Origin of the sequence: Bradyrhizobium sp. Gha, from assembly GCF_900113735.1 — a bacterium.
Classification (GTDB): domain Bacteria; phylum Pseudomonadota; class Alphaproteobacteria; order Rhizobiales; family Xanthobacteraceae; genus Bradyrhizobium.
Genome location: NZ_FOQM01000005.1, coordinates 1 through 20,232, shown reverse-complemented (window position 1 = coordinate 20,232; position 20,232 = coordinate 1). Strand labels below are relative to the sequence as shown.

Here is a 20,232-nt window from a genome sequence, read left to right as displayed (position 1 = left end):
GGGTAGTCCACCTGGCTTCGTTGGCCGGCTGCCTTGGTTGGTCGGCTCTGGCTTCCATGGTAGCCGGCTCCGGGCGCGTGTCCTGAGGGAACGTGCCCACGACTCAACCGAGGGTTACAGCTTACTTAACTCGGACAGGGAATCGGAATAGGGAATCGGTAAGGTTGGCTTTACTGGACGGACCCCATAGTGACTGGGCGCCCGCCGGTGTTGAATTGAACCAATTAATGATACGAATCCGGGAGTTGTTCCCATGCCCCGTGTCCTTGTTGTCGATGATCAAAAGGACGTCCGTGCCATGGTCTCGATTGTTCTTCGGGTGAACCAATATGACGTGGTGGAAGCGGAGAGCGGCGCGGCAAGCCTGAAGGCGTTCGGCGAGAACGCTTTCGATGCGGCGATCATCGACATTTTCCTGACCGATGCCAGCGGGATCGAGGTCATGGCCGCCATTCGCGAACGGATTCCCGGATTTCCGATCGTGGCAATTTCCGGGATGACGGCGCTGGATTTCATGGGCGAGGCGCCCGGCCTCGACGGCGTGATATGCCTGCAAAAGCCGTTTCGGCCGAACGACCTGCTGCAGGCGCTCCGGAAGGCGCAGGAGGCGGCGGGCGACGAACTTTTCGCAGCCGTCTGACGGCGTGCCGAAAGAAAACGCCCCGGCGAGCCGGGGCGTTTGACGTTGGTGGGGTTAAAAGGTCAGGAGCCCTGTCTCAGGTGCCGTTGCCCTTGATCTGGGCGTAGCCGCCCTTGGCGTCCCACTTGTAGACGACGTAGTCCAGCTGCTTGATGTCGCCTTTGGCGTCATACTCGATCGGGCCGATCACGGTGTCCCACTTGCCGGCCTTCATCGTTTCCATGACCTTCTTGGGGTCGGTCGTGCCGGCCTTCTTGGCCGCCTGCGACCAGACCTGCATCGCCGCGTAGGTGTAGAGCGTATAGCCTTCGGGGTCGATATTCTTGGCCTTGAAGGCATCGACGATCTTCTTCGCGGTCGGCTTCTCGCGCGGATCGGGACCGAAGGTGAACAGCGTACCTTCGCCGGCGGGGCCGGTGATCGAGGCGTATTCCTTGTCGGCGAGCGCGTCGCCGGCCATCAGGATCGTCTTGAGGCCCTGGTCGCGCATCTGGCGCAGGATCAAGCCGCTTTCCTGGTGGTAACCGCCGACATAGACGAGATCGATGTTGTCCTTCTTCAGGCGCGACACGATCGCGTTGAAGTCCTTGTCGCCCTTGTTGTAGGACTCGTACATCTTCTCGGTGATGCCGGCCTTGTTGAGCGCCTTCTTGGTCTCATCCGCCAGACCCTTGCCGTAGGTGGTCTTGTCGTTGAGGATCGCGATGTTCTTGCCCTTGAAGTTCTTGGCAATGTATTGCGCGGCGATCAGGCCCTGCTGATCGTCACGGCCGCAGACGCGCGCCACGTTCCAGAGCTTGCGCTCGGTGAACAGCGGGTTGGTCGAAGCCGGCGTGATCTCGAGCACGTTGCCGTCGGCATAGGCTTCGGACGCCGGGATCGACGATGACGAGCAATAGTGCCCGGCGACGAACGGAATCTTCGCGCTGGCGATCTTTTCAGCGACAGAGCGGGCCTGCTTGGGATCGCAGGCGTCGTCCTCGACATCGAGCGCGAGCTTCTTGCCGTTGACGCCGCCGGCGGCGTTGATGTCTGCCACGGCCATGTCGGCGCCGTTCTTCATCTGGCGGCCGAAGGCGGATTCAGTGCCGGTCATCGGACCTGCGACTGCGATGGTGACATCCTGTGCGAATGCCGCGCTCGACAGCGCGACCGACGCGCCGAATGCCAGACCGATGAGTTTCAGTGACTTCATGAGATACCTCGCGGGTGATCGCCTGTGGAAGTTGCCGGGTTGGCCCGGTTCAAACCGGCGCCATTCTTGAATGAATCCCGGGAGAAGTCACCGGCAAAATACGGGCATGAGCGCAGATATTTCGGCGCATTCGGCCGCGCTGAACCCGGCTCCGCCAGGACCGGGCGGCCTCAACCGTGACGGCCGCCTTCCAGATAGGCGGCGCGAATCTCGGGGCGCTGCAGCAGCTCGGCACCGGTTCCGGCCAGGGTGATCAGGCCATTGACCATGACGTAACCGCGGTGGGCAAGCTTGAGCGCATGATTGGCGTTCTGCTCGACGATCAGGACGGTCAGGCCGTCCTGCCGGTTCAGGACGCGGATGGCGTCAAAGATCTGTCGGGCGATCAGCGGCGCGAGGCCCAGCGACGGCTCGTCGAGCAGCAGCAGGCGCGGGCGGCTCATCAGGGCACGGCCGATCGCCAGCATCTGCTGCTCGCCGCCCGAGAGCGTGCCGCCGCGCTGCGCATAGCGCTCTTTCAGGCGCGGAAACAACGTGAACACGCGCTCCAGCGTCGCCTCGCGTTCCGCATCGGTGCACTCCGTGGCGTCCGCGCCCATCTGCAGGTTCTCCGCCACGCTCATGCGCGGGAAGATACGGCGGCCTTCCGGCGACTGCGCGATGCGTAAGTGCGCGATCTCGTGGGTGGGGACGTCCGTGATGTCGCGGCCTTCGTACATGATCTGCCCGGCGCGGGCACGCGGCCTGCCGAAGATCGTCATCATCAACGTCGATTTGCCGGCGCCGTTGGCGCCGATCAGCGCGACGATCTCGCCGGGATTGATCTCGACATCGACTCCCTTGAGCGCCTCGATCTTGCCGTAGGCGGCGCGCAGGCTGCGGATCGCGAGCAGGGGGCGGGGAGCGGACGTCACGTGCCGCCCTCCATCACGGCCGCAGCCTCTTCCTCATCGGTGCCGAGATAGGCCGCGATCACCTTGGCATCGTCGCGCACCTCCTGCGGCGTGCCTTGCGCGATTTTCACACCATGATCCATCACCACGATGTGGTCTGAGATCTCCATCACCACCGACATGTCGTGCTCGATCAGCAGGATGGAGGTACCGTCGCTGCGGATCGAGAGGAGCAGCTCGCTGAGCGCGGCGCTCTCGCGAGCATTGAGGCCGGCGGCGGGCTCGTCCAGGCACAGAAGCGCGGGCTCGGTGCACATCGCGCGCGCGATCTCGAGCCGGCGCTGGTCGCCATAGGCGAGATTGCCGGCGGCGTCGTCGGCACGATCGAGCAGTTTGATCCGCCTGAGCCAGTCGGTGGCGAGCGCGATCGCCCGTTTTTCGGCCTCGCCATAGGTGGGGACGCCGATCAGGCCGAGAAGCGTAAAGCCGGACGCGCGCATCAATGCGTTATGCTGCGCCACCATCAGGTTCTCCAGCGCGGTCATGCCGGGAAACAGCCGGATGTTCTGGAAGGTGCGGGCGACCTTGGCGAGCTTGGCGATTCGGAAATCGTTGAGCCGCTCCAGCGCGATCTGCCGCCCATCATCATGGGAAAGGCGGATGGCGCCGCCGGTCGGCTTGTAGAAGCCGGTAATGCAGTTGAAGACGGTGGTCTTGCCGGCGCCGTTCGGTCCGATCAGCGCGGTGATCTTCTTGCGTTCGGCCGCGAACGACAGATCCTGCACGGCGACGATGCCGCCGAAACGCATGGTGAGCCGGTCGACGCTGAGAATTGTCTCTTCGCTCATCCGTGCCCCTCCTTGACCAGGTCGGAGGAGATCGCTTGCGCCTTGGTCAGATACACGGTCGGCGCGCGATGGCCGATCAGGCCGCGCGGCCGCCAGATCATGATCAGCACCATGGCCATGCCGAACACCAGCATGCGGTAGGTCTCGAGGCTGCGGAACAGCTCGAAGCCGCCGATCATGGCGAGCGCCGCCAGTGCGACGCCGAGCTGCGAGCCCATGCCGCCGAGCACGACGATGGCGAGCACCAGCGCCGATTCCTGGAAGGTGAAGGATTCCGGGCTGATGAAGCCCTGGCGCGTCGCGAAGAACGCGCCCGCGAAGCCGCCGAACATGGCGCCGGTCGCGAACGCCGTGAGCTTCGTGGTCGTCGTGTTGATGCCGAGCGCGCGGCATGCGACCTCGTCCTCGCGCAACGCTTCCCAGGCGCGTCCGATCGGCAGGCGGCGCAGGCGGATCGTCACCCAGTTGGTCAGCAGCGCCAGCGCCAGGATCAGGTAGAACAGGAAGACGATGCGATGGGTCGGCGAATATTCGATGCCGAGTTTCGCAGCCAGCCCGTCGTCGCTGTTGTCGATCGGAATGCCGAAGAAGGAGGGGCGGGGAATGCCCGAGACGCCATTGGGCCCGCCGGTGAGATCCTGCCAGTTGATGATGACGAGGCGGATGATCTCGCCGAAGGCGAGCGTCACGATTGCGAGATAGTCGCCGCGCAGGCGCAGCACGGGGAAACCGAGCAGCACGCCCCAGAACGCGGCAAGGATGCCGGCGAGCGGCAGGCAGACCCAGAACGACCAGCCGAAATTGGTGGCGAGCAGCCCGTAGGAATAGGCGCCGACGGCGTAGAAGGCGACGTAGCCGAGATCGAGCAGGCCGGCGAGCCCGACCACGACGTTGAGGCCCCAGCCCAGCATCACATAGGTGAGCACGAGGATCGCGAGGTCGAGGATGTAGCGCTGGTTATAAAAGATGACAGGCACCAGCAGCGTGAAGATCAGGAGCGCGGGCGCAAGGTAGCGGCCGATGAAGGAGACGCCGTTCTGCACCGAAGCGGGCACGAGCTTCTCGGCGCCGGTCGCGCCGATCCATTGCCGCAGCAGCTCGATCACGATCGAGCCGCCGAACACCGCGGCGACGAGCGAAGCGAGGTCGCCGAATCGCGTCCAATAGGTGAGCTGGCCGTCGGAGCCCGCCTCGGTGCGGATACCGATCATCAGCGAGAACAGCACCAGCGCAATGACGGCGTTGATGAATGCGGTCTTCAGCAGGAACGGGATGCCGGCGCTGCGACGTGTCTTGGTGGTCTCGTGCGAGGTGGCTGTCACGCGGGGCGGTCCGTCAGACTTTTTCGACTTCGGGACGGCCGAGCAGGCCGGTCGGCATGAAGATCAGCACGACGATCAGGATCGAGAATGCCGCGACGTCCTTGTACTCGACCGAGAAATAGGCCGACCAGAACGTCTCGATCAGGCCGATCGCGAGGCCGCCGAGCATGGCGCCGGGTAGCGAACCGATTCCGCCGAGCACGGCGGCGGTAAAGGCCTTGATGCCGGCGACGAAGCCCATGAAGAAATCGACCAGGCCGTAATAAAGCAGGTACATCAGCCCGGCGACCGCGGCGAGCGCGGCCCCGATCACGAAGGTCATGGAGATGGTGCGGTCGACGTCAACGCCAAGCAGCGCTGCCATGGTCTGGTCCTGCTCGCAGGCGCGCATGTCACGCCCGAGCCTCGTGCGCGACACCAGCCAGGTGAAGATGGCCAGCAGCACGATGGTGGTGAGGACCACCATGATCTGGATGTTCGAGAGCTGGATGACGAAGCCGTTGGCGCTCTCATGCAGCGTGTAGCCGCCTTTGATGAAGGGCGGGATCGGCTTGACCCGCGCGCCTTGCGCAACCTGCGAGTAGTTGGTCAGCACGAACGACATGCCGATCGCGGACAGCATCGGCGCAAGGCGGAAGGAGTGGCGTAGCGGCCGATACGCGATGCGCTCGATGGTCCAGCCATAGAGGGCGGTGATTGCCATCGAGACCAGCAGCACCACGAGAAGGATCACCGGGATCGCGGTCAACCCGACCGAGATCAGGATCAGGAAGGTGATGAGTGCGATGAAGCCGCCGATCATGAAGATGTCGCCATGGGCGAAATTGATCATGCCGACTATGCCGTAGACCATCGTGTAGCCGATCGCGATCAGGCCGTAGATGGAGCCAAGCACGAGGCCGTTGATGAGCTGCTGGGCGAAATAATCCATGCGCTGCCGTTACCAAACCTGACGCGACTGAAAGGGAAGCCTTCGAGAGAGTGCTTACGCTTCTTCTCGGGCCCCGGCAGCCCCTCGAGCGTTCTTCCCGTTTTGTAACAGGAGGGAACTGGTGCCTGCAACTGCCCGGCCTCGGCATTAAGGGCTTGTACAGAGTCATTTCGGTGCCGGCTGCCAAAATCTGGTTCCCGCAACTGCGAGGAACCGGCTCTGCAGGGCAACCAAATCAGCCGCCGGCTGTTATCCCTAGTGACGTCCAACAAGGGAGTTCCCCCCAATGACGAAGCAGCAGAACCAGAATCCGGGCCAGCAGAGCCAGAGCCCCGGTCAGCAGCGCCCAAGTCAGCAACCAGGGCAGCAGGGCGGTGGCCAGAAACCCGGACAGCAGCAGCAGGACCCGATGCGCCAGGGCGACAACAAGCCGGGCCGGCAGCAGGGTGGTCAGCAGGACAATAGGTTGGATTGAAGGTCGAGGGAGTAGCAGGAAGGGGCCCGCCGGAAGGCAGGGCCCCTTCTCTTTGGGGGAAACGGGCCAACTCTTTGGGGGAGACGGGTCAACGGGCCAGTTAAGGTAAACAAAGGGTTTAAATTGCCGCTCCAGTCCGATGCGCGTTAGCTCCCGGCAAAGCCCTCTGTCCGAGGGCAGTGACGAAACGGGAAGCGGCATGTTCAGGAATTGGCGGATCGGCTCGATCAACGGCGCGCTGCTGGCGACCTATTTCATTCCGGCCTGGATCATGGTCGCCTTCAACATTTTCGTGGCGCCGGTGCACGGCCTCTACGAGCGGCCGAGCGTTGCCGTGGCCCTGTTCCTCAGCGACCAGCTCCAGATGTCGGGCATGAGCACCGTGCGCGCCGCCTGGCTGCTGGCGCTCGGGCGACTGACCGTCGTGGCGTTCCTCGCGATCTATCTTGCGCTGCTCGCCATTCCCCGCACCCGCAGGAGCGGGAGCAGCGACGAGGCGCTCGGCATCGCGCTTGCGATCGGGAGCCTGATCTCGTTTGCGAGCATGGTGATGGCCTCGAAGGTGGGCGAGATGGCCGCGCTCCGGCTGCATGCGACCGAGCTACTGCTGCTGCTCGGTGCCGCGGTCGTGCTGGTGATCGAGCGGCCCGCGCCGGCGCCGAAGACCGTCGACGTCACCAACACCGCGCCGCTAGCTCTCGAGCAAGCCGAGCTCCTGCACAACGGCTGACGCCTCCTTGACGGCGTGGTTCGCCGCCGGAACACCGCAATAGATCGCCTGCTGCAACAGAATTTCCTTGATGTCGTCGGGGGTGAAGCCACCTTCGGCGAGTGCCGCACGCACATGCAGGCGGAATTCATCCCATTGTCCGAGCGCGACCATGGTGCCGATCACGAGCACCCGGCGCGTGCGCTCGTCGAAATGCGGTCGCGTCCAGATCTCTCCCCAGGCGTAGCGGGTGATCATGTCCTGGAAGTCGGTGTTGAAGGCATTGCGGTTGGCGATCGATTTGTCGACCCAGGCAATGCCCAGCACCTTGCGGCGTACGGTCATGCCCGCATCGCGGCGCTTCTGGTCGTCCATGTTGTCTCCTCCCCTCCGTCATTGCGAGGAGCGAAGCGACGAAGCAATCCAGTCTGTCACCGTGGACGGATTTCTGGATTGCTTCGCTTCGCTCGCAATGACGGTTGTTGCTAGCGTTGCGTCAAGAATCCCACGATCGCGTCAGTGAACGCATGCGGCTGCTCGACATTGGAAATGTGGGCGGCGTCGATGATGGTCATGCTGGCGCCGGGAATGTTCGACCGGATCAATTCGCCCGCCGAGATCGGCGTCGCCATGTCGTGGCGGCCGGCGATCACCAGCGTCGGGCTCTTGATCTCAGGCAGCAGCGCGCGCTGGTCGAGCGTCGACAGCGCTTCGCAACAGGCGAGATAGCCTTCCACCGGCGTGGCCAGCAGCATCGCCTTCATCTTCGCGGTGATGTCGGGCTCGCGCTCACGGAAATCCTGGGTGAGCCAGCCGGCGATCACGCCGTCGGCGACCGCAGCGAGGCCGCCCTTCTTCACGGCGTCGATGCGTTCCAGCCATCTGGTCGGCTCGGCATAGTAGCAGGAGGTGTTGGCGAGGATGAGCTTGCCGAACCGCTCAGGCGCGTTGGCGCCCAGCCATTGCCCGACCATGCCGCCCATCGACAGGCCGCACCAGTGCACCTTCTCGATGTTGAGGTCGTCGAGGATTGCCAGCACGTCGCGGCCGAAGCGCTCCATCGTATAGGGCGCGGGCGGTACGCCGGACTTGCCATGACCGCGCCGATCATAGCGGATGACGCGGAACACCTGCGTCAGCGCCTTCATCTGCGGCTCCCACATCTGCAGCGTGCAGCCGAGCGAGTTGGAAAGCATCAGGGTCGGCCCGCCATCGCGGCCCTCGACGGAGACGTTGAGCAGGCAACCGTCGGCATCGATCATGGGCATTGCATGTTCCTTGTCATGCGCGGGCTTGACCCGCGCATCCATCTAGAAAGTGAATCTATCCTAGACGATGGATTGCCGGGTCAAGCCCGGCAATGACATCAGGAGAGATCCAACGAAGCAAGCAGCCGGTCGATCAGAGCCTGCGAGGCTCCTTGATAGGCCATCGGCTCGAACAATGCCGCAAGTTTCTCAGGCGTCAGATGCGCGGTGACCTGCGAATCGGCCGAGAGCACCTCGCGAAGATGCCTCTTCTCGGCAACCGCGCGCTTGCTCGCGGCCTCGATCAGATGATGTGCATCGCTCTTGCCGATCTTGTCGGCGAGCGCAAACGTGACGGCCTCCGCCATGATCAACCCATGCGTGGCATCGAGATTGCTGCGCATGCGCGGGGCATCGACATCGAGCCCTTCGGCGATGTCGACGATGGCGGCAAGCGCGCCCGATGTGACCAGCATCAATTGCGGCAGCGTTGGCCATTCCGCGTGCCAGGGGCCGGCGCTGCGCTCGTGGTCCTGGACCTGGGCTGCAAAGATCGTCGCGGCGAGCTGTGGCGCCATGGTTGCGCAGCCGAGCGCGCTTGCGGCTGCGACCGGGTTACGCTTGTGCGGCATCGTCGAGGAGCCGCCGCGGCCTTCGCCGGCGGGCTCGAAGGCTTCGCCGACGTCGGTCTGCATCATCAGCGAGACGTCGCGCGCGATCTTGCCGCAGCTGCCGGCGAGAATCGCAAGCGCCGAAGCTGCCTCCGCGATGCGGTCGCGATGGGTGTGCCAGGGCGCTTCGGGCAGCGGCAGGTTCAGCTCCTGCGCCAGCCGTTCGGCCACTGCGAGCCCCTTGTCGCCGAGGGCGGCGAGCGTGCCGGCGGCACCGCCGAATTGCAGGGCGAGGCCCTCACGCCGCAGCCGCCGCAGCCGGCAGCGGGCGCGGGCGAGGCTTGCGGCATATTCAGCGGCCTTCAGCCCGAACGGCATCGGCAGCGCATGCTGGAGCCAGGTCCGCGCCACCATCGCGCTGTTGCGATGGGTGCGAGCCAGCGCGGCGAACCCCTTGATGGCGCGGCCGAGGTCGGCGTCCAGCGCATCGATTGCTGCGCGCAAGGTCAGCATGGTCGCGGTGTCGATGACGTCCTGGCTCGTTGCGCCCCAATGCACGTAGCGCGCAGCCTCGGCGTCCGTCTTTGCAACATGGGCGGTCAGCATCTTGACCAGGGGGATGGCGAGATTGCCTGACCGGGTCGCGGCCTCGGCCAGGGCGTTGACGTCAAGACTGTCGGCCATGCAGGCGGTTTGGATCGGGCCCACCGCGGCTTCCGGAATCACACCCGTCGCAGCCTCGGCCCGGGCCAGGGCTGCCTCGAAATCGAGCATGTTTTGCAGGGCTGCGCGGTCGTCGCAGACGGCGCGCATGGCGGCGCTCGACAGCATCGGCGCAAGCAGGGGAGAGAGGGTTGTACTCATGTTGCGCGGGACCTAACCACCACGACCCGGCTGTGCCAATCCCTGAGTGAGCGTACAAGGCTTTTTGCAGGTGCGAATATGCATTGCAAGTGAGCGGGTGCCGCTCTTTCCTTTGCGGCCTCCCTGCGTTACTTGAGCAATCTTGTTCCGATGCGATCCCGGGAGGCGCCCCATGGCCATGACGATGAACGGCGAAGTCCAGCTTGCGGCGCCGCGCGAGACCGTGTGGGAAAAGCTCAACGACCCCGCGGTGCTGAAGGCCTGCATCCCCGGCTGCGAGGAGCTGGAGAAGACCGACGACGGCGGCTTTCGCGCCACGGCGAAAATGAAGGTCGGGCCGGTCTCGGCGCGCTTCAAGGGCAAGGTGATGCTCTCCGATCTCGATCCGCCGAACGGGTACAAGATCTCGGGCGAGGGCGAGGGCGGCGTGGCCGGCTTCGCCAAGGGCGGCGCGGCCGTGAGGCTCGCCGAGAAGGATGGCGGCACGCTGCTCTCCTACGAGGTCGAAGCGCAGATCGGCGGCAAGCTGGCGCAGCTCGGCCAGCGCCTGATCAACGGCGCCGCCAAGAAGCTGGCCGACGAGTTTTTCGCGAATTTCGCCAAGGCGGTGCAGGGCTGAACGCCCCCACTTTCGTCATGGCACCGTGCGGCCGGGGCGATGTTGCCCCCGGCCATAATGGCCCATATGATGGGTTGGAATAATTATAAGAAAGAACCGCTTCGACGGGACCCGTCGGGGTGCTGATAGAGAGTGCTTATGGCAAAAATCTCCCTCATCGTGAACGGCAATCCTGTCAACGGCAATGTCGACCCGCGTACGCTTCTGGTGCAGTTCCTGCGCGAGAATCTGCGCCTGACCGGCACCCATGTCGGCTGCGACACCTCGCAGTGCGGCGCCTGCGTCGTGCATCTCGACGGCAAGGCCGTGAAATCCTGCACCACGCTGGCCGTGATGGCCGACGGCCACGAGGTCAAGACCATCGAGGGACTGGCGGCCGATGGCGCGCCGCTGCATCCGATGCAGGAGGCCTTCCGTGAGCACCATGGCCTGCAGTGCGGCTTCTGCACGCCGGGCATGATCATGACCGCGATCGATATCGTGCATCGCAAGGGTCACGAGCTCGACGACCATACGATCCGGGAAGAACTGGAAGGCAATCTCTGCCGCTGCACCGGCTACCAGAACATCGTCGCCTCGATCGCCGCCGGCGCGAAGGCGATGGCGAAATCCGATCTCGCGTAACCGCGCGCCCTCCGCGATCAGGACACCCAGATGTACGAATTCAAATACCACCGCCCCGGCACCGTCCGGCAGGCCGCCAATCTTCTGGTCAAGAACGAAGACGCCAAGGTCATCGCCGGCGGCCACACGCTGATTCCGGTCATGAAGCAGCGGCTCGCAAGCCCGCCGCATCTGGTCGACCTCTCCCATATCGAGGGGCTCGACACGATCGAGATGAAGGGCCGTTCGCTGGTGATCGGCGCGACCGCCAAGCATGCCGAGGTCGCGACATCAGCCATCGTCGGCGAGGCCATTCCGGCGCTGGCCAATCTCGCCGGCCAGATCGGTGATCCCGCGGTGCGCCACAAGGGCACGATCGGCGGCTCGCTCGCCAACAACGACCCGACCGCGGATTATCCGGCCGCCGTGCTCGCGCTCGGCGCCACCATCGTCACCAACAAGCGCCGCCTCAAGGCCGAAGAGTATTTCCAGGGCCTGTTCTCGACCGCGCTCGAAGCCGACGAGATCATCACCAAGGTGATGTTCCCGCTGCCGAAGAAGGCCGCCTATGTCAAGTTCCGCAACCAGGCCTCGCGTTACGCGCTGGTCGGCGTGTTCGTGGCGCGGCGTCCCTCGGACGTGCGCGTCGCCGTCACCGGTGCCGGCTCGAACGGCGTGTTCCGCGTCGAGGCGTTCGAGGAGGCGCTGAAGAAGCGTTTCTCCTCCAAGGTGCTCGATGGCATCGACGTGCCGGTGGAAGGGCTGAACAGCGATATCCACGGCAGCGCCGAATACCGCGCGCATCTGATCGGCGTGCTGACGCGGCGCGCCCTCGATGCCGCCAACGCCAAGGAGTGAGCGAACCTCACGCCTCGGTCAAACGTTGTCCCTCACGGGACGTAGCGAGACTGGCTCATTCATGACTTCAGCGACCTTGCCGGCATCGGTCGATGCGATGCTCGAACTCTTGACGTCGCGCGGCTATCTCGCCGAGCGGTCGCTGGCGACGGTGACGTATCTCTCGCTGCGCATGGGCCGCCCGCTGTTTCTCGAAGGCGAGGCCGGCGTCGGCAAGACCGAGATCGCAAAGGTGCTGTCGGCGGCGCTGGGACGGAAGCTGATTCGCCTGCAGTGCTACGAAGGCCTCGACGTCTCGTCCGCCGTCTACGAGTGGAACAGCGCCGCGCAGATGATCGCGATCCGGATGGCGGAAGCCGCCGGCGATACCGATCGCGAGCAGCTCTCGAGTGACATTTTCGCCGACCGCTACATGATCAAGCGGCCGCTGCTGCAGGCGCTCGAGCCTGATGTGGCCGGTCCCCCAGTGCTGCTGATCGACGAGCTCGACCGCGCCGACGAGGCGTTCGAAGCGTATCTTTTGGAGATCCTCAGCGACTTCCAGGTGACGATCCCCGAATTCGGCACCGTGAAGGCGCCGCATCCGCCCATCGTCATCATCACCTCCAACCGCACCCGTGAGATTCACGACGCGCTGAAGCGGCGCTGCCTTTATCACTGGGTCGATTATCCCGCCGCCGATCGCGAGCTCGCGATCGTCAAGTCGCGCGTGCCCGGCATCTCGGCGAAGCTGTCGCAGCAGGTGGTTCGCTTCGTGCAGGCGTTGCGCAACCAGGACTTCTACAAGTCGCCCGGCGTTGCCGAGACCATCGACTGGGCGACAGCCCTGTCCGAGCTCGATGCCCGCTCCCTGACCCCGCAGCTGGTCGGCGACACGCTGGGCGCGCTGCTCAAATACCAGGACGACATCACGCGGATGCAGGGCGACACCTTGCAAAAGGTGCTGAAGGAAGCGACGAGCGACAATTGATGTCGCGTCACAATTGCGCTCGTCATTCCGGGGCGCGACGAAGTCGCGAGCCCGGAATCCATTGTGCAGCGGTGACGGTGGATGAAGGGATTGCGGGCTCGATGCTTCGCATCGCCCCGGAATGACGAGGGGATGGATACGAGACCATGGCCGTCAACCACCTTGCACCCGAGCAAACCGAGCAATTCGCCGACAACATCGTCGGCTTTGCCCGCGCGCTCCGCGCGACCGGCATGCCGGTCGGCCCCGGTGCGGTGATCGACGCCATGAATGCGCTTCAGGTGATCGACATCGGCAGCCGTGCCGACGTCTTCACCACGCTGGAATCGATCTTCGTCATGCGCCACGAGCATGCGCAGATATTCAAGCAGGCCTTCAACCTGTTCTTCCGCGCCTCGGAAGAGTGGAAGCACATGCTGGATTCGGTGCCGCTGCCGGAGCAGGCCAAGAAGAAGCCGCAGGCCGGCGCTCGGCGCGTGCAGGAAGCAATGTCGCAGCCGCGGATGACGGAGACGCCGCAGCATCAGGAACAGGATCTGCGCCTCTCGGTCTCCGACAAGGAGATCCTTCAGAAGAAGGATTTTGCGCAGATGAGCGCAGCCGAGATCGCCGAGGCGCTCCGTGCCATCGAGATGATGCGGCTGCCGCAGGCGGAGCTGCTGACGCGCCGGCACCAGCCCGATGCGCGGGGCTTGCGGCTCGACATGCGCCGCACGCTGCGCGCATCCTTGCGCACCGGCGGCGATATCATCCACATCCATCGCCTCGGACGAATCGAAAAGCCGGCCCCGATCGTCGCCCTGCTCGACATCTCGGGATCGATGAGCGAGTACACGCGTCTTTTCCTTCATTTCCTGCATGCCATCGGCGATGCGCGCAAGCGTGTCTCGGTGTTCCTGTTCGGCACGCGTCTCACCAACGTCACCCGCGCGCTGCGGCAGCGCGATCCGGACGAGGCGCTGGCGAGCTGTTCGGCCGCGGTCGAGGATTGGGCCGGCGGCACGAGGATCTCGGCTTCGCTGCACAACTTCAACAAATTGTGGGCGCGGCGGGTGCTGAGCCAGGGCGCCATCGTGCTCTTGATCTCCGACGGGCTGGAGCGGGAGGCCGATTCCAGGCTCGCCTTCGAGATGGACCGGCTGCACCGCTCATGCCGGCGGCTGATCTGGCTCAACCCCTTGTTGCGGTTCGGCGGCTTCGAGGCCAAGGCCCAGGGCATCAAAATGATGCTCCCGCACGTTGACGAATTCCGGCCCGTGCATAATTTGAGTTCGATCCAGGAGCTGATCACCACCCTGTCCCGGCCGCTGCCGCCGCATCACCGCAGCCTGATCCGCCCCGCAGCCTGAGAGGCCAAGCCCATGCTCGATCGCGACGAGGATATCCTGAAGGCGGCGGAGGACTGGCACAAGGCCGGCCGTGGCGTCGCGCTGGCCACCGTTGTGGAGACCTGGGGCTCGGCCCCGCGCCCGGCCGGCTCGAGCCTCGTCATCAACGACGAGGGCACGTTTCTTGGCTCCGTCTCCGGCGGCTGCGTCGAGGGGGCCGTGGTCACCGAGGCCATGGACGTGATCGAGAGCGGCAAGCCGAAGATGCTCGAGTTCGGCGTCGCCGACGAGACCGCATGGAACGTCGGTCTGTCCTGCGGCGGCACCATCCGCGTCTTCGTCGAGAAGGTCGGCTAGCCGTGAAGCTCGCAATCCTGCACGAACTGAACACAGAGCGGGCCGCGCGCCGCCCCGTGATTTTGGTGACCGACACCGAGAGCGGCGAGCAGCGGCTGGTGAAAGCAGCTGACTTCGCCAAGGATCCGCTGCGCGCCGAGCTGGACAAGCAGCTTCGCATGGGCAAGAGCGCCAACGTCGAGGCCGGCGGCAAGAAGCTTTTCTTCAACGTCTACGCGCCGACCGCAAAGCTCGTCATCGTCGGCGCCGTCCATATCAGCCAGGCCCTGGCGCCGTTGGCGCGCTCGCTCGGCTATGACGTCACCGTGGTGGATCCGCGTACGGCGTTCGCGAGCCCCGAGCGGTTTCCCGATGTTCCGCTGGTCGCCGAATGGCCCGATACCGCGCTGCCGCCGCTCAATGTCGATGCCTACACCGCTTTCGTTGCGGTGACGCACGATCCCAAGATCGACGATCCCGCGCTGCTCCACGCCTTCGAGCGCAATTGCTTCTATATCGGTGCGCTCGGCTCGCGGAAGACGCATGCCAAGCGCGGCGACCGGTTGCGGGCGCAGGGCGCGAGGGATAGCGACATCGCGCGCATCCACGCGCCAATTGGGCTCGCGATCGGCGCGGTCTCGCCATCCGAGATCGCGGTGGCGATCATGGCCGAGATCACGGCGGTGCTTCGGCTGCCACCGAAAGAAGAAGCGGCATGAAGTTTGGACCGGCGAGCCCCAGGGATGCGATCGGCGGGGTGACCGTCCACACCTTGCGCCAGGGTCCGCTGGTGCTGAAGAAGGGCACGACGATCGGGGCCGCCGAGGTCGAAGCGCTGGAGCGTGCCGGCATCAAGGACATCGTCGTGGTGCGGATGGAAGAGGGCGACGTCTCCGAGGACGTTGCGGCCGCCAGTATCGCGCTTGCGATCGGCGGCGAGGGCATTCATGTCGAGCGCGCCTTCACCGGCCGCGCCAATCTGTTTGCCGCCCGCCCGGGCCTGCTGGTGATCGACCGCCCTGCGGTCGACCGCATCAACAATATCGACGAGGCCATCACCTTTGCCACCCTCGCCGCTTACAAGCCGGTGGTCGAAGGCGAGATGGTCGGCACCGTCAAGATTATCCCGTTCGGTGTGAAAGGTGACTTGCGCGATGCCGCCGTCAAGGCCGCGGGCAAGGACGTGCTCAGAATCGCGCCCTATGTGATCAAGCGCGTCGGCGTCGTCTCGACGCTGCTGCCGGGCCTGTCGTCCAAGGTGGTCGACAAGACGCTGCGCGTCACCGCCGAGCGTCTCGCGCCGGCCGGCGCCAGCATCATCGCCGAGCGGCGGGTGCAACACGATGAACGCGCGCTATCGGCCGCGATCAAGGAATTGCTCGGCCTCGGCGCCGAGCTCGTGATCGTGTTCGGCGCATCGGCCATTGCCGACCGCCGCGACGTGATTCCAGCCGCGGTCACGGGAATCGGCGGTGAGATCGAGCATTTCGGCATGCCTGTTGATCCCGGCAATCTGCTTCTGATCGCACGCGCCGGCAGCGTGCCGGTGCTGGGTGCGCCGGGCTGCGCGCGTTCGCCGGTCGAAAACGGTTTTGACTGGGTGCTGATGCGGCTCCTCGCCGGCATCGAGGTGACGCGCTCCGAGCTGATGGGCATGGGCGTCGGTGGCCTCCTGATGGAAATCGTCACGCGCCCGCAGCCGCGCGCGAATCCCGAGACCGAGGGCAACAGCCAGGTCGCCGCCATCGTGCTGGCGGCGGGTCGCTCCACCCGCATGGGCGGACCGAACAAGCTGCTGGCCGAGCTCGACGGCAGGAAGCTGGTGCGGATCGCGACCGAGCAGGCACTGGCTTCGAAAGCGTCCGAGGTGATAGTCGTCACCGGCCATCAATCCGAGCTGGTCGAGCAGGCGCTACAAGGCCTGAAGGTGCGTTTCGTCAAGAATCCGGATTTCGCCGGCGGCATCGCGAGCTCGGTCAAATCAGGGATAGCAGCCGTATCTGATGCGAGCGACGGCGCCGTGGTTTGCCTTGGCGACATGCCGCTGATCGATGCCGGCCTCATCGATCGCCTGATCGACGGCTTCGCGCCGGATCGTGGCAATCTCATCGTCGTGCCCGTGAGCGAAGGCCGCCGCGGCAATCCCGTGCTGTGGTCGCGCCGCTTCTTCAACGAGTTGATGACGCTCGACGGCGATGTCGGCGCGCGGCATTTGATCGCCAAGCACGCCGAAGCGGTCGTTGAAGTCCCCGTCGACGGCGAAGGCGCCTTCCTCGACATCGACACGCCGCAGGCGCTGGAAGCGGCGCGGCGGGGATGACGGTGCCGTCACTTCGTAGGGTGGGTTAGACAGCGGCTGCGCGAAGCGCAGTCCGCTGGCATAACCCAGCACTACTGTTTCCGCGGCGACACATTCGGTGGATTACGCTACGCTAATCCAGCCTACGACAGCTCCCGATGGTCCAATTTCAACGCCTCGTTCACCAAGTGGAAACGACCGGCGCTTAAGGTCGCCTCCACCTGCCTGGGGGGAGGGGTTTTTCCATGGGTTCTGATGTCGTCGCGCGCCGTTGCGCGATGTTTTTCTTTGTGCTGTCGGTTTGTGTCGCCGGCGCCCGTTATATTACGCAAGCTCATGCGGCCGGGGCTTTTGCCGTCGGCAAGTGCGGAGCCTATGGCCAGGCTTATGATTACGGCGCCGAGCGCGAGGCGCGTGCCGCCGCACAAAAGCAGTGCAAGGGCGATTGCACCACGGTGACGATGAAGCGCGCCTGCGCGGCCATGTCGGTCGATATGGTCAATCCCTGTGAAGCCTATGGCTATGCGGTGAAGCCGAAGATCTCGGCGACGCTCAATGCCGCCACCCGCGAATGCTACAAATATGGCGGCAAGGAATGCGTGATCCGCGCCTGGGCCTGCGACGCCAAGGGTTAGGCGCAGCCATCAAAGTCTAGCGTAGCCATCCCGCATTGGTTTGCACCAGTTTGGCCTGATGTTCTGGCGCGTCGATCGACCAGGGCACCTTGGCTCCCGCGAATTCCGACCAGGCTTTGAGCAGGCGCGCTTCGATGCCGACCATGGCATGCGCCTGCCAGCCGGCGATCGCCGCCGCTGCCGTGCCGCCGGTCGCTCTGGCATCGACGTCTGCAAGCAGTGACGCCGTCGTCGCCATGTCGTTGTAGATCCCGAGCTCCTGCTGGAGATCGGCGAGCCGGCGTGAGAAGCGCCTTGCCGATTTGCGCTGTCCGCAGAGCGGCAGCAGGAAGTCGGCGAGGTAGCGCAACTTCTTCGCAGCGAGACGGACTCGGTGCCGCTCCTCCGACGGCAGCGATTTGAATCTGCGGCCCCGCCTCAGCACCTTCGCATGCTGAGCCGACAGGATGTTGCGGGCGAAGTTGACCGCAGGCTCGGCCAGTCGTGCCAGACCTTCAGGGGTCACCTCGCTGCGCCAGCCGCGCGCTTCGATCCAGGCGCCGAGCCCGAGGATGAAGTAGGAACAGCGCCGGTCGGCGAGGGCGAGGCGGGCTTTGTCGTAGCAGGCCGCGCGGCGCTCGTTGGCGAGTTCCCCAAGCCTGTCGAAGCCGGTGACCGCCGGACAGCCATCCGCGACGGTCGGCAACGTCTGCTTTCGAAACACGTCCCAATCACGTGCGCCGGAGAGACTTCCGGCAAGCCATTTCGCCTCGGTGCGCAGCAGGTCGAGCTTGTTCAGCGACACCACCGACCGCATCAGGTCGAGCGCGGAGCGCAGACGTCGCAGCGCGACGCGCAGCTGATGCATCCCTTCAGGATCGCGGCCGTCCTCGGCGGATGGCAACGACTGAAGCAAATGCAGAAGACAGCACCGCAGGATCTCGGAGAAGGCCTCGTCAAGCGAGATCGAGGGATCGAGCCGAAGCTTTGGCGGCTTCGGTGCCCGCGGCGGCGTGTCGGCCGCGAGATCAAATCCGCGCGCCGATTTGGTCCGGATCGACGGTTTCACGGAGCCGTGCTCGGCAAGCCGCAGCGCCAGCTCCCAGATCGCGGACGGGCTGCCAGTCCTAAGCTCCAGCTCGATCTCGCTGACCGGCAGCGAGCGACCGCCTGACGTGAGCTGGCCCTGATCGAAGGCGACCTCGATGGTGCCCGATGGCAGGTCGACCAGGCGCTGATGCCGGTGGATGTCGCTGTTGAAGACGGCTTCGACCGAGTGACGTTCGAGATCGCCTCGCAACTTGTCGGAAACCAGCGGCATGGCCAGCGCGATATCAGGCTCGATCGACGGGACGGCTGCCTCCCACTCGCCGCGGCGCAGCGGATCGTTACCGGATTCGGCTTTCACCGTCTGCGTGAACCGCGCGCCACTCTGGCGAACCCTGAAGCTGAACCCGTCGGCTCGAAGCGCGCGTTTGGGCGTGTCGTAATACACCGCCTTGAGGTGCTTGCGCGTGCCCTTGTTGCGCGCATTCGTCGCGATGATCGGCGCATCGTTGAAATCCGCCAGCCGATCCGAAGACACGAGCAGCTTGAGTTCGATTTCAATCGCGTGAGGCGCGGCGGCGTGGGAAGGGATGTTCGGTGTCGCCGCCTCGTCGGCAGGCAGATTGGTGCTTGAAGATTCGTCGCGCGGGGAGCTCTCGCCGGAACTATCGGAACCGGGCTTCTGTTCCATGCCTGGTCTGGCGGAGGTCCTGATCGTCTTATCGTCCACGACAAGTCGATTGTTTGACCCGGCGGGACGCCGCACCGGTTCGAGGGCTCGCTTGATGGCGTCGATTTCCGACATTCGCAGTGTTTATGACAGTTCAGTGACAAGACGTCGACGTATACCCGACTTGAACCGCGGAGAGAAGCGCAGCCGATAGCAAGCCTCATCGAATTCCGCGCTGTGATCGATGGGGCAATCCGCGTTACATTCACGCCTACAGTCCAACGCTCGGAATTTTCTTTTTTTTTCAGGCGCTTGGATGAGCGTGGGAGAATTCATGCAATTCGATACCAAAATCGCCGTTGTCATTCGCAACGACCTCCAGGCTTGGCAGAAACTTAATGTCGCATCGTTCCTGACGAGCGGAGTCGCTGCCGCCTTTCCGGAGTGCATCGGTGATGCCTATGAGGACGCCTCGTCCACGAAATATCTTGCATTGATCGGCCAACCGATCCTGATCTATGGGGCCGACGCTCCGCAATTGTCACGCGCACTCGATCGAGCGCTGACGCGCAACGTCACCCCGGCGGTTTATACCGACGACATGTTCAGGACCACGCATGATGCCGCCAATCGCGAGGCGGTGAGGGCGGTTGCGCGCGCCGATCTCAATCTTGTCGGCATCGCGATGCGCGCCGAGCGCAAGGTGATCGACAAGATCGTCGATGGGTTGAAGTTTCATAGCTAATGGTTGTGCTCGACGGCTCCCGCATCGTCATTGCGGGCGAAGCGACGCAATCCAGAATTGGGCCTCCCCTAAATTGGTGGACACCTATAGCTTAGGCAGAGAGAGGTGTCGGATGGCGAAACGGCAGCGTCGGTCATATTCGGACGAGTACAAGGGGCAGGCAGTTGATCTGGTTTTGTCGAGCGGTCGCTCGGCGAAGTCGGTATCGAAAGAGCTCGGGCTCGATGGCTCCGTGCTCAGTCGATGGGTGAAGGAGCGGAGCACGGTAGCAGCCGGCGGCAGCGCCGCGGCGCCCACGTCGCAAGCGTCGGTGCCGTCGGCGGACCAGGCTGACGTGATCGCACGGTTACAGCGGGAAAACGAGCAGTTGCGCATGGAGCGCGACATTTTAAAAAAGTCGATCGCGAT

At 64.4% G+C, this 20,232-nt stretch carries 23 protein-coding genes; 14 read left to right on the top strand and 9 right to left on the bottom strand.

Going from position 1 to position 20,232, the window contains the following annotated elements:
* The first annotated feature begins 253 nt into the window (after positions 1-253).
* On the top strand, positions 254-640 hold the full coding sequence (locus BM222_RS09470) for a response regulator (RefSeq protein WP_092228004.1): 387 nt from the start codon (positions 254-256) through the stop codon (positions 638-640).
* Positions 641-716: 76 nt separating this feature from the next.
* Here BM222_RS09470 and BM222_RS09465 read toward each other — a convergent pair whose 3' ends face one another.
* From BM222_RS09465 to BM222_RS09445, 5 genes are all read right to left on the bottom strand, one after another.
* Positions 717-1,835 carry a branched-chain amino acid ABC transporter substrate-binding protein gene (locus BM222_RS09465; RefSeq protein ID WP_092228003.1) on the bottom strand — a complete coding sequence of 373 codons (1,119 nt, stop codon included), beginning with the start codon at positions 1,833-1,835 and terminating at the stop codon, positions 717-719.
* Between the two features lie 170 nt (positions 1,836-2,005).
* Positions 2,006-2,749, bottom strand: a complete 744-nt coding sequence (locus BM222_RS09460) for an ABC transporter ATP-binding protein (protein WP_092228002.1) — start codon at positions 2,747-2,749, stop codon at positions 2,006-2,008.
* Positions 2,746-3,576 (bottom strand): ABC transporter ATP-binding protein, encoded by an 831-nt coding sequence (locus BM222_RS09455; RefSeq protein WP_092228001.1) that lies wholly within the window; start codon positions 3,574-3,576, stop codon positions 2,746-2,748. Before BM222_RS09455 ends, BM222_RS09460 begins: the two co-directional genes overlap by 4 nt.
* Complete coding sequence (livM, locus tag BM222_RS09450; protein WP_092228000.1) at positions 3,573-4,898, bottom strand: high-affinity branched-chain amino acid ABC transporter permease LivM; 1,326 nt, start codon at positions 4,896-4,898, stop codon at positions 3,573-3,575. The genes BM222_RS09455 and livM overlap by 4 nt, the downstream gene beginning before the upstream one ends.
* Positions 4,899-4,911: 13 nt before the next feature.
* The gene (locus BM222_RS09445) at positions 4,912-5,829 is read right to left on the bottom strand and encodes an ABC transporter permease subunit (RefSeq protein WP_092227999.1); all 918 of its coding nucleotides are present in this window, start codon (positions 5,827-5,829) and stop codon (positions 4,912-4,914) included.
* Positions 5,830-6,115: 286 nt separating this feature from the next.
* Between BM222_RS09445 and BM222_RS40955 the strand changes: the two genes are divergently transcribed.
* Together BM222_RS40955 and BM222_RS09435 are read left to right on the top strand one after the other, a co-directional pair.
* Complete coding sequence (locus BM222_RS40955; RefSeq protein WP_177243103.1) at positions 6,116-6,304, top strand: hypothetical protein; 189 nt, start codon at positions 6,116-6,118, stop codon at positions 6,302-6,304.
* Positions 6,305-6,503: 199 nt separating this feature from the next.
* The gene (locus BM222_RS09435) at positions 6,504-7,034 is read left to right on the top strand and encodes a hypothetical protein (protein ID WP_092227998.1); all 531 of its coding nucleotides are present in this window, start codon (positions 6,504-6,506) and stop codon (positions 7,032-7,034) included.
* Here the strand turns inward: BM222_RS09435 and BM222_RS09430 are convergent.
* The 3 genes from BM222_RS09430 to BM222_RS09420 all read right to left on the bottom strand — a co-directional run bounded on the left by BM222_RS09430 (position 6,996) and on the right by BM222_RS09420 (position 9,735).
* Complete coding sequence (locus BM222_RS09430; RefSeq protein WP_092227997.1) at positions 6,996-7,388, bottom strand: carboxymuconolactone decarboxylase family protein; 393 nt, start codon at positions 7,386-7,388, stop codon at positions 6,996-6,998. The genes BM222_RS09435 and BM222_RS09430 overlap by 39 nt on opposite strands.
* Positions 7,389-7,498: 110 nt before the next feature.
* Positions 7,499-8,281: a 3-oxoadipate enol-lactonase gene (gene pcaD, locus BM222_RS09425; protein ID WP_092228193.1), complete on the bottom strand. Its 783-nt coding sequence runs from the start codon at positions 8,279-8,281 to the stop codon at positions 7,499-7,501.
* 98 nt (positions 8,282-8,379) lie between these two features.
* Complete coding sequence (locus tag BM222_RS09420) at positions 8,380-9,735, bottom strand: 3-carboxy-cis,cis-muconate cycloisomerase (protein ID WP_092227996.1); 1,356 nt, start codon at positions 9,733-9,735, stop codon at positions 8,380-8,382.
* A 172-nt stretch (positions 9,736-9,907) separates the two neighbouring features.
* Here BM222_RS09420 and BM222_RS09415 point away from each other — a divergent pair, with 172 nt between their 5' ends.
* The 9 genes from BM222_RS09415 to BM222_RS09375 all read left to right on the top strand — a co-directional run bounded on the left by BM222_RS09415 (position 9,908) and on the right by BM222_RS09375 (position 17,383).
* Positions 9,908-10,354 carry an SRPBCC family protein gene (locus BM222_RS09415; protein WP_092227995.1) on the top strand — a complete coding sequence of 149 codons (447 nt, stop codon included), beginning with the start codon at positions 9,908-9,910 and terminating at the stop codon, positions 10,352-10,354.
* Positions 10,355-10,492: 138 nt separating this feature from the next.
* Positions 10,493-10,978: a (2Fe-2S)-binding protein gene (locus tag BM222_RS09410; RefSeq protein ID WP_092227994.1), complete on the top strand. Its 486-nt coding sequence runs from the start codon at positions 10,493-10,495 to the stop codon at positions 10,976-10,978.
* 30 nt (positions 10,979-11,008) lie between these two features.
* Complete coding sequence (locus BM222_RS09405; RefSeq protein ID WP_092227993.1) at positions 11,009-11,815, top strand: FAD binding domain-containing protein; 807 nt, start codon at positions 11,009-11,011, stop codon at positions 11,813-11,815.
* 61 nt (positions 11,816-11,876) lie between these two features.
* Positions 11,877-12,785: an AAA family ATPase gene (locus BM222_RS09400; RefSeq protein ID WP_092227992.1), complete on the top strand. Its 909-nt coding sequence runs from the start codon at positions 11,877-11,879 to the stop codon at positions 12,783-12,785.
* A gap of 146 nt (positions 12,786-12,931) precedes the next feature.
* The gene (locus tag BM222_RS09395; protein ID WP_092227991.1) at positions 12,932-14,134 is read left to right on the top strand and encodes a vWA domain-containing protein; all 1,203 of its coding nucleotides are present in this window, start codon (positions 12,932-12,934) and stop codon (positions 14,132-14,134) included.
* Positions 14,135-14,146: 12 nt separating this feature from the next.
* The gene (locus tag BM222_RS09390; RefSeq protein WP_092227990.1) at positions 14,147-14,470 is read left to right on the top strand and encodes an XdhC family protein; all 324 of its coding nucleotides are present in this window, start codon (positions 14,147-14,149) and stop codon (positions 14,468-14,470) included.
* Positions 14,471-14,472: 2 nt separating this feature from the next.
* On the top strand, positions 14,473-15,168 hold the full coding sequence (locus BM222_RS09385; protein WP_092227989.1) for an XdhC family protein: 696 nt from the start codon (positions 14,473-14,475) through the stop codon (positions 15,166-15,168).
* Positions 15,165-16,769, top strand: a complete 1,605-nt coding sequence (locus tag BM222_RS09380) for an NTP transferase domain-containing protein (protein WP_092227988.1) — start codon at positions 15,165-15,167, stop codon at positions 16,767-16,769. The genes BM222_RS09385 and BM222_RS09380 overlap by 4 nt, the downstream gene beginning before the upstream one ends.
* Positions 16,770-16,993: 224 nt before the next feature.
* Complete coding sequence (locus tag BM222_RS09375; RefSeq protein ID WP_092227987.1) at positions 16,994-17,383, top strand: DUF4189 domain-containing protein; 390 nt, start codon at positions 16,994-16,996, stop codon at positions 17,381-17,383.
* Between the two features lie 16 nt (positions 17,384-17,399).
* On the opposite strand, the gene BM222_RS09370 is transcribed toward BM222_RS09375, so the two are convergent.
* Complete coding sequence (locus BM222_RS09370; protein ID WP_092228192.1) at positions 17,400-19,100, bottom strand: CYTH and CHAD domain-containing protein; 1,701 nt, start codon at positions 19,098-19,100, stop codon at positions 17,400-17,402.
* 313 nt (positions 19,101-19,413) lie between these two features.
* Between BM222_RS09370 and BM222_RS09365 the strand changes: the two genes are divergently transcribed.
* Positions 19,414-19,824: a DUF2000 domain-containing protein gene (locus tag BM222_RS09365; protein ID WP_177243102.1), complete on the top strand. Its 411-nt coding sequence runs from the start codon at positions 19,414-19,416 to the stop codon at positions 19,822-19,824.
* A 112-nt stretch (positions 19,825-19,936) separates the two neighbouring features.
* A partial coding sequence (locus tag BM222_RS09360) for a transposase (protein WP_143105923.1) occupies positions 19,937-20,232 on the top strand: 296 nt, incomplete at its 3' end.